General features: G+C 69.0%; 7 protein-coding genes and 3 pseudogenes. 3 read left to right on the forward strand and 7 right to left on the reverse strand.

Features of this window, described 5'->3' with window-relative positions:
• Positions 1-55 precede the first annotated feature (55 nt).
• Positions 56-511, forward strand: a complete 456-nt coding sequence (locus ABD209_RS19040; RefSeq protein WP_425564739.1) for an ATP-binding protein — start codon at positions 56-58, stop codon at positions 509-511.
• Here ABD209_RS19040 and ABD209_RS19045 read toward each other — a convergent pair.
• Positions 508-2,121: an IS1634 family transposase gene (locus tag ABD209_RS19045; RefSeq protein ID WP_344069464.1), complete on the reverse strand. Its 1,614-nt coding sequence runs from the start codon at positions 2,119-2,121 to the stop codon at positions 508-510. The genes ABD209_RS19040 and ABD209_RS19045 overlap by 4 nt on opposite strands.
• 77 nt (positions 2,122-2,198) lie before the next feature.
• On the opposite strand from ABD209_RS19045, the gene ABD209_RS19050 reads away from it, so the two are divergent.
• Complete coding sequence (locus tag ABD209_RS19050) at positions 2,199-2,528, forward strand: ATP-binding protein (protein ID WP_344069491.1); 330 nt, start codon at positions 2,199-2,201, stop codon at positions 2,526-2,528.
• 524 nt (positions 2,529-3,052) lie between these two features.
• Positions 3,053-3,304, forward strand: a pseudogene (locus ABD209_RS19055) (ISL3 family transposase); the annotation flags it as partial.
• A gap of 31 nt (positions 3,305-3,335) precedes the next feature.
• Here ABD209_RS19055 and ABD209_RS19060 read toward each other — a convergent pair.
• From ABD209_RS19060 to ABD209_RS19085, 6 genes and pseudogenes are all read right to left on the reverse strand, one after another.
• Positions 3,336-4,523 (reverse strand): annotated as a pseudogene (locus tag ABD209_RS19060) (IS3 family transposase).
• Between the two features lie 255 nt (positions 4,524-4,778).
• Positions 4,779-4,988: pseudogene (locus ABD209_RS19065) on the reverse strand (transposase); the annotation flags it as partial.
• Between the two features lie 104 nt (positions 4,989-5,092).
• The gene (locus ABD209_RS19070; RefSeq protein ID WP_048545813.1) at positions 5,093-5,494 is read right to left on the reverse strand and encodes a DUF6262 family protein; all 402 of its coding nucleotides are present in this window, start codon (positions 5,492-5,494) and stop codon (positions 5,093-5,095) included.
• Positions 5,484-7,715, reverse strand: coding sequence for a tyrosine-type recombinase/integrase (locus ABD209_RS19075; protein ID WP_344069473.1), 2,232 nt, complete (start codon positions 7,713-7,715; stop codon positions 5,484-5,486). The genes ABD209_RS19070 and ABD209_RS19075 overlap by 11 nt, the downstream gene beginning before the upstream one ends.
• A complete protein-coding gene (locus tag ABD209_RS19080) occupies positions 7,712-8,809 on the reverse strand; it encodes a tyrosine-type recombinase/integrase (protein ID WP_344069476.1) in 1,098 nt (365 codons plus the stop codon). The genes ABD209_RS19075 and ABD209_RS19080 overlap by 4 nt, the downstream gene beginning before the upstream one ends.
• Positions 8,769-9,209 (reverse strand): transposase, encoded by a 441-nt coding sequence (locus tag ABD209_RS19085; RefSeq protein WP_425564740.1) that lies wholly within the window; start codon positions 9,207-9,209, stop codon positions 8,769-8,771. The genes ABD209_RS19080 and ABD209_RS19085 overlap by 41 nt, the downstream gene beginning before the upstream one ends.
• Between the last annotated feature and the right edge of the window lie 24 nt (positions 9,210-9,233).

Genomic DNA, 9,233 nt, shown 5'->3' on the forward strand with positions numbered 1-9,233 from the left:
CGCCGGACCTGGAGGACCTGCTGCGCCGGCCACCGCGCTGCTGCACTCGCCGCCGCTGCGGCTACCGCACATCCGCCGCCACGCACCCGAGATCGTGGCGACCGCCAAGGCCCAGCGCTGGGAACCAGCAGAAGTCCTCAAGGCCCTCTTCGCCGAGGAGGTCGCCGGCCGGGAACGCTCCGCACTGGCCACCAGACGAGCCGCAGCCGGGTTCCCGACCGGGAAGACATTCCAGGCCTGGCAGCCCGGCGCGTCCTCCATCCCGCCCCCGACCCAGCAGGCGCTACGCACCCTGGAATGGGTGCACCGGCGGGAGAACCTCGTGGTGTGCGGGCCGTCGGGGACCGGGAAGACGTTCCTGCTCGAAGCACTCGGCCAACACGCCGTCGAGCAGGGTTTGAAGGTCGCCTGGTTCACCCTGGAGGACCTCGGCGTCCTCCTTCGCAGGCATCGTGCCGACGACACCGTCACCAAGGCCATCGCCCGACCTGAGTCGTGCCAGTTGGTTTAGTGTCCCGATTTAGCGATGGTGTCCAGGAGTTCTTTGACTTCTGGGGGGATCTCGGGTTCGAGGGTGAGTCTGTGGTCGCCGAGGGCGATGGTGGCCGAGCGGATTGGACGCAGGGTGTTGATGAGCTTCTTGATCGAGAGGCCGGTGACGTCCTGGAGGTAGCGGCTGACCGCGAGGGCGGCGAAGACGATGGTCAGGTGCGCCTCGATCGAGTCCTTCTGGTGATGGAACATCGGGCGGGCCCGCAGGTCGCTCTTGGCCATCCGGAAGCTCTTCTCGACGTGCCACAGGTCGTGGTAGGCGCTGATCACCTGGGCGCCGGACATCACGTCGGGGGCGATGTTCGAGACGTACCCCTTCAGGCCGGCGAGCTGGCGGGCGCGCTCGACCAGGGCCCAGTTGACGTCCTTGTCGGCGCCGTTGATTCGCACGAACCGGTCCTTCTTGACCGGCCGGGTGCCGGCGGCGACCTTCTCGGCCCGTTCGACCATCGCGTTGATCGACCTGTTGTCCCGCTTGTACCGCTTGAAGGAGTACTGGTACACCACCCTGCGGGTGCGCGCTGCCGTGCCGGTGCCCATCACCCGGCTCGACTCCAGGATCTGACCGTCGGCGAAGTAGTCTCCGTGACGTTCGAAGTGGGCGGCCAGGTCGTAGGGGGCCTTGCTGATCCGAGAGCCGACGATAAAGGAGAACCCGGCGTCCTCGAGGGCGTTCAGGTTCCCCGCTGAGAGCATCCCGGCATCGGCGACGACGACCATGTCGGTGACCCCGTGCCGGGCCTGGAACGCCTCCAGCACCGGGATCAGGGTCTTGGTCTCGGCGGTGTTGCCTTCGAACAGGTGCACCTCGAGGGGGAACCCGCTGGGGTCGACCAGCAGCCCGACCTGCACTTGAGGGTCGACCCGGCGTTCCTTGCTCATCCCGACCTTGCGCAGGTCGTCCTCGGTGTCGGTCTCGAAGTACAGCGTGGTGCAGTCATAGAGCACCAGGGCCGCCGGGCCGCTGGTGCGTGCCGAGTGCGCCAGGCACGCCCTGGCCAACCGATCCCGATAATCCCGTCCGATCGTGCGCCCCAGGGCGCGAAAGATCGTCCGCAGCGACGGCGCCGGCACACCGATGTCGGCGAGCACCCGCGCGGTGTCGGCCTTGGACGTCGGCTCGACCACCCGGGCCAGCACCAGCGACCTGAACGCCTCGTCGCCGAGGACCTCGAACCCGAGCCGCTCGTACGCCGCGGCCAGGACGCCCCACAGCGTCAACGACGCCGTCCCGACCACCTTCCCGCCACCGGCCACCGAGACCGGGCGGCCCGCCCGCACCCTCGGGCTCTCGCCCTCCTCGAGCTCGAGCCGCCCGCTTGCGGGGCGTGTCCAGTCAGCGACCTCATCGACGCCCGGCAGCACCTCGGGCACCGGCCCCAGCTCTAGCTCTCCCTGCCCGGGCAGCAGCCGCTCCCGCGCCGCGCGCAGCAGCAGCGCCAGCTCGGCGTCGGTGTGCGCCGAGCCGACATGCTCCACCCCGACGACCACGCCACCGGTCTTGCTCACCACCTGCACAGCGACCGCCCCGGACGCGGTCCGCACCTTGCGCACGAACCGCGAAGCCATACCCGAAGGCTACCCAGCACCCCATTCTTAGTAACCCGAACCGCCCCGACCGCCGAGCCAAGACGCAGGTCAACGCAATAGGGTCAACTCCGGCCCACACCAGTGGCACGACTCAGGACCGAGTCCTGCGAGCAGACGTCGTGGTCGTCGACGACATCGGGCTGCTCCCGGTCGCCGCCGACGCCGCCGAAGGCCTCTACCGGCTCGTCGACGCCGCCTACGAGAAACGCTCCATCGCGATCTCCTCCAACCTGCACCCCTCCGGATTCGACGAACTCATGCCCAAGACCCTGGCCACCGCCACCGTCGACCGGCTCCTCCACCACGCCCACATCTGCCAGACCAGCGGCGACTCCGTCCGCCTCACCCAAGCACTGGCAGGTCAAGGGGTGAGCCCCTTGACCTGACCGTCCCGGCCGGTGGCGGCCCAGCCCCCATGGGCAGATCCCATGGCCGCCACCGTACAGTTCTCGTGACCGCCACCGTTCAGGTTTCAAGACCGCCACCGTTCAGTTCCAGATGGCCCTTGACAAAGATGCGGAGACTCCGCACCGAAATGAACCGCCATCTGCCGGGGAACGTTACTGCGCCCGACCCGTGAACTCGACCCCCACTAAGAGACCATCTGCACCCACGCGTTCAAACCCACGCTGCTCCCCAGCGCGACGGACAGGCCAGCGCGACGGACAGCCCCGGGCCTACCGCTCGTGGAAACACTCTGGCGTGTGCCCGGGACGTCGAGGACGCCCATGTGATCAACCTGTTGCGGGTGCCGTCCCTTCACCCAGGTCCCAAGAGCCGCTAACCCCTGCACACTAAATTGGCTCTTCCAATCGAGGGTGTAGCAAGCGGTAGCGCGTCGCTGACGGGTTGAGGGTCGAGGTCTCCCGATGATGGAAGTTCTCACACTGTCCATCTGGAAGACCTCGACATGCTCGACGCTACCTTCACGACCCCGGACCTGACCACCTTCACCGGCCTGGACACCCTTGGCTTGCAGGTCACCGGTCAGTTCCTCCAGCCCGACCGTGCGGTGCTCGCCTGCCGAGTCCTCGACCCGGACGACTGGTGTCACCGGTGCGGTTGTCACGGGCGCCCACGCGACACCGTCAGCCGGCGGCTGGCGCACGAACCGTTCGGTTGGCGACCCACCGTCTTGTTGATCACGCTCCGCCGCTACCGGGGACTGCTGCACGGATAGGTGACATGTTGGGTTAGGCCGCCTGTGTGGCGGTTTCGGTCATAGTGGTCTCGAACTCGATGGGCGTCAACTTCCCGAGGCGGATCTGCCGGCGCCGGCGGTGGTAGGTGCGTTCGGTCCAGGTGACGATCGCGATGCGTAGCTGGTCGCGGGTGCGCCAGCGATGTCGGTCGAGGACGTTCTTCTCCAAGAGGGCGAACCAGCATTCCATGGCGGCATTGTCAGCGCTTGAGCCGACTTGCCCCATGGACCCGACGAGCCCGTGCCGGGTCAGTGCCCGCAGGTATTTCCTGGCCCGGACCTGGCTACCGCGGTCGGAGTGCACGATGCAGCCCGCGACGTCCTGGCCGGCAGCGGCCCGGTTGGCGACCGCGTTCTCCAGCGCTTGCACGGCCAGCCTGGCCTGCATCCGCGCACCGATCGAGTAGCCGACAATCCGGCCGGACCACACATCCTTGACCACACACAGATAGAGCTTGCCTTCCGCGGTCCACTGTTCGGTGATATCGGTCAGCCACAACTGGTTCGGGCCCGGCGCGGTGAACTGGCGCTTGACCAGATCGTCATGGGCCGGGGGGCCAGGACGACCGTTCCTTGCCGCGCTTGGTGCCGAACACGCTCCACCAGCCGTGCTCCGAACACACCTTCCAGGCGGTCCGATCACACAAGTCCTGGCCGGCGTCGCGGGCTTCATCGGCCAGCAACCGGTACCCGAACTCCGGGTCGTCCTCGTGGGCGAGGAAGAGCGCGTGCGCCCGATGCGCCGCCGCCCATTCAGCATCGGTCACCGGATCAGCCAACCACCGGTAGTAGGGCTGTCGAGCGATTCAGCACCCGGCACGTCACCGCCACAGCCACCCTGATCGGGGCGTCCTGCGCGGCCAGCTCACGGACGAGCGGGTACATCATTTTGGGGGCAGATTCGCCTGCGAGAGATACGCCGCTGCCCGGCGCAGCACCTCGTTCTCTTGCTCCAGCAACCGGATCCGGCGCTTGGCATCCCGCAACTCGCCCAGCTCCTCCCGACCCGGCCCCGCCTTGACGCCAGCGTCCCGGTCGGCCTGGGTCATCCAGTTCGTCAGACACGACTCCGAGATCCCGAAATCCTTCGCGACCTGCTTGACCCCGTCACCCCCTCCTCCCGCTGCTGAGCCACCCGCACGATATCGTCACGGAACTCCTTCGGATACGCCTCCGGCATGATGAACATCCTTCCCTGTGACACCCCATGGCACCACAGATCAGCTGTCACCTATCCCTGCACCGTTCCCATCCCTACTCGAAACCGGCGGCTTCAGACAGCAACTACACCCTCGATTGTGAAGGGCCACTAAATTGGCCCAAGTCAGGTCGCCGCGCGCGGGCCTACCGCTCGTGGAAACACTCTGGCGTGTGCCCGGGACGTCGAGGACGCCTGTGGGGTCTGTCCGACGAACGGTGTTTCTGACGTTCATTGCTAGAGGCTCTCGGCTGCCGGCATGCGGTCGGCGAAGGTGACGGCGAACGCGTTGAGTGCGGGCTTCCAGCGCATGGCCCATCGTGCCTGACCGGTGCCCTTGGGGTCCATCCCTCGGGTCACGAGGTAGAGGACCTTGAGCGCGGCCTGCTCGGTGGGGAAGTGCCCGCGGGCGGTGACCGCGCGCCGGTACCGCGCGTTCAGGCTCTCGTTGGTTATCTTGAGCCACTGGCCGGGCTGGTGCCTTGACCTGCGGTTTTTCGTGCTGGACGTGTCCGGGACGAGGGTGTTCGGGGGCGTGTCCGGGCTCGTCGTCAGGGGCGGTTTTCGAGTGGGTCTCGGGCGTGTCGCGCGCGCTGGTCGCCGAGGGCTTGGGCGAGGGCGTGCCGCAGTTGCTGGTTGTCGGCCTCCAGTTCGCCGATCCTTTGGTGTGCGAGTTGCAGGCGTTGCCTGAGGGAGCTGTCGCTGGCGGCCTGCCGGGCGGGCACGGCAGGGACTGTCGTCCGCCGTGGGCGTTCCGCGCGGATCTGGGCGAGCAGGTCGGCCTGGGTGTACAGCCAGGATCGGGATACCCCGGCGCGCTGCGCGAGCACGCTGACCGTGATGGTCTGCTCGGTGGTGGCCAGGTGCCGCAGGGTGCTGACGGCACGGCGACGGGTCTGCTCCGCGCGGGAGCGGGCGGCCTTGGCGAGGTGGCGGCTGTTGTCAGCTCTCATCGTTCTCCTCGGGGTGTTCGAGCGCGGTGATGATCGACTCGAGGTTGCTCAGCACGTCCTGGTTCATCTGGGCCACTCGGGTCCGGCCTTGGGCCTCGGCGCGGGTGATCAGTTCGATGACCTGGGCGCGGTGCTCGCGGTGAGCGGGCAGGTGGGTCGCGGTGGTCAGGAACATCGGGCAGGTCAGGCACGCGTTGGCGTGGGGACATGCCTTGTGGATCGGCAGGGCGCAGTGCCCGTTGGGCAGTGCCTGGGTCGCGGCGGCGAGGCGGTGACCGGTCCAGGCGGCGTCGGCCAGCGGGCTGCCCGGTTCGCTGGGGATGGCGGCGCCGGTGATGTCGACCTTGCGGGCGGCGTCCCAGTGCCGGCGGACGGTGTCGTCGTGCAGCCTGGCGTAGTGGGCCGTCATCTGTGACGAGTCGTGGTCCAGGATGCGGCGCACGACCTCTTGGGGCACGTCCCGGTTGATCAGTCGAGTGCCCAGGGTGTGCCTCCACTGGTGCGGGGTCAAGTGCACGCGATGGGCGTGTTCGTCTCGTACGTCGAGGGATTCGAGCCACCGATACAACGCGGCCCGGTAGGTGGAGGTGCTCAGCGGGATGGCCCGGTCGGGGTTCTTCGTCGGCCGCGGGAACAGCACCGGCGGCGCGGTGGCCTCGGCGGTGAGGCGTGCCTGTTGGGCACGAATCAGGGTGTGCAGTTCCTCGTCGAGGGGGACGAGGGCCTCACGGTTCATCTTGTGGTTGACGTAGCGCAGGTAGGGCGCGCCTTTGGGGTCGGTGACCAGGCAGTCGTAGGACAGCCTGGTCGCGTCGCCGACGCGCAGCCCGCAGCGGATCAGGATCAGGGTGATCACCGCCCCGGCAGGGTCGGACCAGGCCGCGATCGCGGTCGGCGCCTCGAGCTGGGCCATCACATGCTCGGCCACCGCGCGCGGCCCGCGCTGCGGGCGGGGCGGGTTGTCGTCGGTGAACAGGGCCGCGGTCGGGTGCAGCGGCGCCCAGCCCCGCTGCCGGACGGCCTCGAGGAAGCCGCGCAGCTGCCCGATGTGGACCTGGCGTCGGTGGGCGGTTGGGACGCCGGTGGAAAGGTCGGCCAAGTAGCCCTCGAGCACGACCCGGGTGAGCGCCTGCGGAGCGTCGATCCGTGCCTGCTGCAGGTAGCCGGCGAGCCGGGTCACCGCGGTCAGGCCGCGGCGGACGGCCTCGAGCCCGACACCGGTGGCCAGCCGTTGCCGGGTCCACCGTTTGGTCGCCTCACGCAGCCACGGCTGGGCGATCCGGGTGAAGTCGAGGGTGAGGTTGCCGGGATAGCCGAGCCGGCGCAGCTGCCATACCTCGCGCGGGTACTCGGCCACCCAGCCGCTGCCGGCGGCGAGGTCGGCGACCCGTTGATGGGCGTACACGAGCAGGCCACGGCCGTTGCTGTCGCGTCGCCCGGACGCGGTGAACGCCTTACGCCAGGACCGCTCGTCCCCGTCGCGCAGGCTGGGAACGTCGGCCTCGAGCAGGAACGACACGAGGCGCCCTACGACCTCCGGAGGTGTCCGGCTGGCACGCTCGTCGTGCCGACACTGGATGACGTAGGCCAGCTCCCAGCGCAGCGGCTCAGGCAGCCGGGCCAGGACGATCACCTGGTCCGAGGGAACCCGGAGCGCGGCGAACTCACGAGCGAACACCACCGGGTCCGGGCGCCCGTTCGCGCGCCACGTGCTGTGGTGGGCGTGACAGAACGGCCCGGCCGCTTGCGGCCACAACAAGCATCCCGGGACGTGGCACGCCTCGGCGACCGGCGCCTTGATCGGCGGTGGCCCCGCGGCGAGCCACTGCTCGAAGTCGGGGCGCCCGGAACGTTCCCACCCTTGAGCATGTAACTGGCACAGACCTTTTCGTGCTACCCCGTACCCGCACGCCTCGACCCGGCAGGCCCGGTTCGGGCGCTGACGTGCCCAGCCCGGATCGGTGCTCGCAACGAACTCGTCCACATCGGGCCGGCCCGCCTTGGCCCACCGGTGGTGGTGCCCGGCGCACATCCCGTGCCCGCGGGCCAGCCGCTGACAGCCTTCGACCAGGCATGGCCCCGCGGAGTAGGCCGGGTCGTTCACGCCGACCACGATCCGGTCGGCCGCGAACTCCGGCCGCAGCGCCGTGCGGACCCGAGCCGTCCACGCTGCCTCGCTGCCGCGGCCGGTGCGTAGCGGCAGCACGATAGCCGAGGTCACGACACGTCCTCGGTCAGCACACCGGCACGGGTGAGCGCGGCCCGGGTGTCGGCCACGGTCAGGTGCGCGTACGTGCTCGAGGTCGTGGCCACCGACGCGTGCCCCAGCAGTGAGGAGACGACCTCGACCGGCACATCGGAGCGCAACAGCCCGGTCGCGTACGTGTGCCGCAGCCAGTGCGGGTCGAAGTCGATCCCGGTCCGGGCACGCAGCCGCCGGACCAAGTCGTACACCGCCGCGTACTTCAGCGGTGAACCGACGCGCCCACCCCACAGATTGACGAAGACGTAGTCACTGTCGAGCTCGCCGTACTCCTCGATCAGGTAGTCGGCGTAGCACCGGACCAGCGAGGCCGGGACCGGGATCGTCCGCGGGACCAACGATTTGGAGCGGGCCCGGTTGTCGTTGTCACGGGCGATCACCCGCACCTGCCGCTCGGCCGCGTCCCAGTCCTCATGCCGCAGCCCGAGCGCCTCACCGACTCGCATCCCAGTGCTCGCGAGCACCTCGAGCAGCAGCCGGTCCCGGCGCCGCTGGCACGCCCCGATCAGCGCCTCGACCTCCTGCCGGTCGAGGGTGCGCGGTGTGCGCCGTCCAGCCCGGACCCGCACCACCGGCGCGGCGACCGGCCTGGACTTGCTCACGTGGTGCAGGAACCCGCGAGCCCCGCCCCGCCGGCCCGCAGGGCGCCACACGCTCAACGCGGCGTGCACCGCAAGCCCGGACCGGCTCGCGTGCTGGTACATCGACCCGACCGCCGCGAGCTTGCGGTTGATCGTCGCAGCCGAACAATGCTCGCCCAGCGGCAGCACCGCCACCCCTGCGCCACGCGCTGAAGGTGGCAGCCGCAGCCACGCCACGAACGCCGCGACGTCCTCGACCGACACCGCGGCCCAGTCCAGCGCACGACCGGCGAGGAAGGCGAACCAGTCCCTCAGGTCATGGGCGTACGCCTTGACCGTGTTCGGCGACCGTCCCGCATCGGTCAAGAACGACAGGAACCGCTCGGCCGGCTCCACGAGCTGCCCGTCCTCACCGACCACCGTCCACGACTCACGCCGCGAGCCGGACACCACCACTCGAGCAACGAACACCGAACCTCCCACGACCATGCCTGCTGGACGGCTGCAGATAAGCACGTCCAGCACGCACGATGGGGGACCGATCCAGGCCATCGGCTACATCAACGACACCCTGAAGCTGGCTCAAGATAACGATCGCGTTGGTGGAGAACAGGACCCGCCGGATCTCGACGTCGTAGGCCAGGAACGGCGTGAACTCTTCCCACGCGGCCCGCCACAGCCGACCGATGGCGGGGTAGGTCTTGCCCCACTTCTCCTCGAGCTCTTCGAACGCGGCCCAGGCAGCCTGGTCGGTGGCCGCGGTGTAGATCTTGCGCATGTCCCGGGCGAGGGTGGCGTCCAGATTCCGGTGTAAACGCGCGGGCCTTGGTTCAGGTTTCGTGGGGTTGATGTTACGCGGTGGCGGTGACAGCGTCGGTTTGGTGGGCGTGGTCGA

The organism is Nostocoides vanveenii (assembly GCF_039531165.1).
Taxonomy (GTDB): domain Bacteria; phylum Actinomycetota; class Actinomycetes; order Actinomycetales; family Dermatophilaceae; genus Nostocoides_A; species Nostocoides_A vanveenii.

Excerpts from the sequence above, each read along its gene's own strand:
- ABD209_RS19045 (WP_344069464.1), bottom strand. The coding sequence starts at position 2,121 with ATGGCTTCGCGGTTCGTGCGCAAGGTGCGGACCGCGTCCGGGGCGGTC.
- ABD209_RS19070 (WP_048545813.1), bottom strand. The coding sequence starts at position 5,494 with ATGAGAGCTGACAACAGCCGCCACCTCGCCAAGGCCGCCCGCTCCCGC.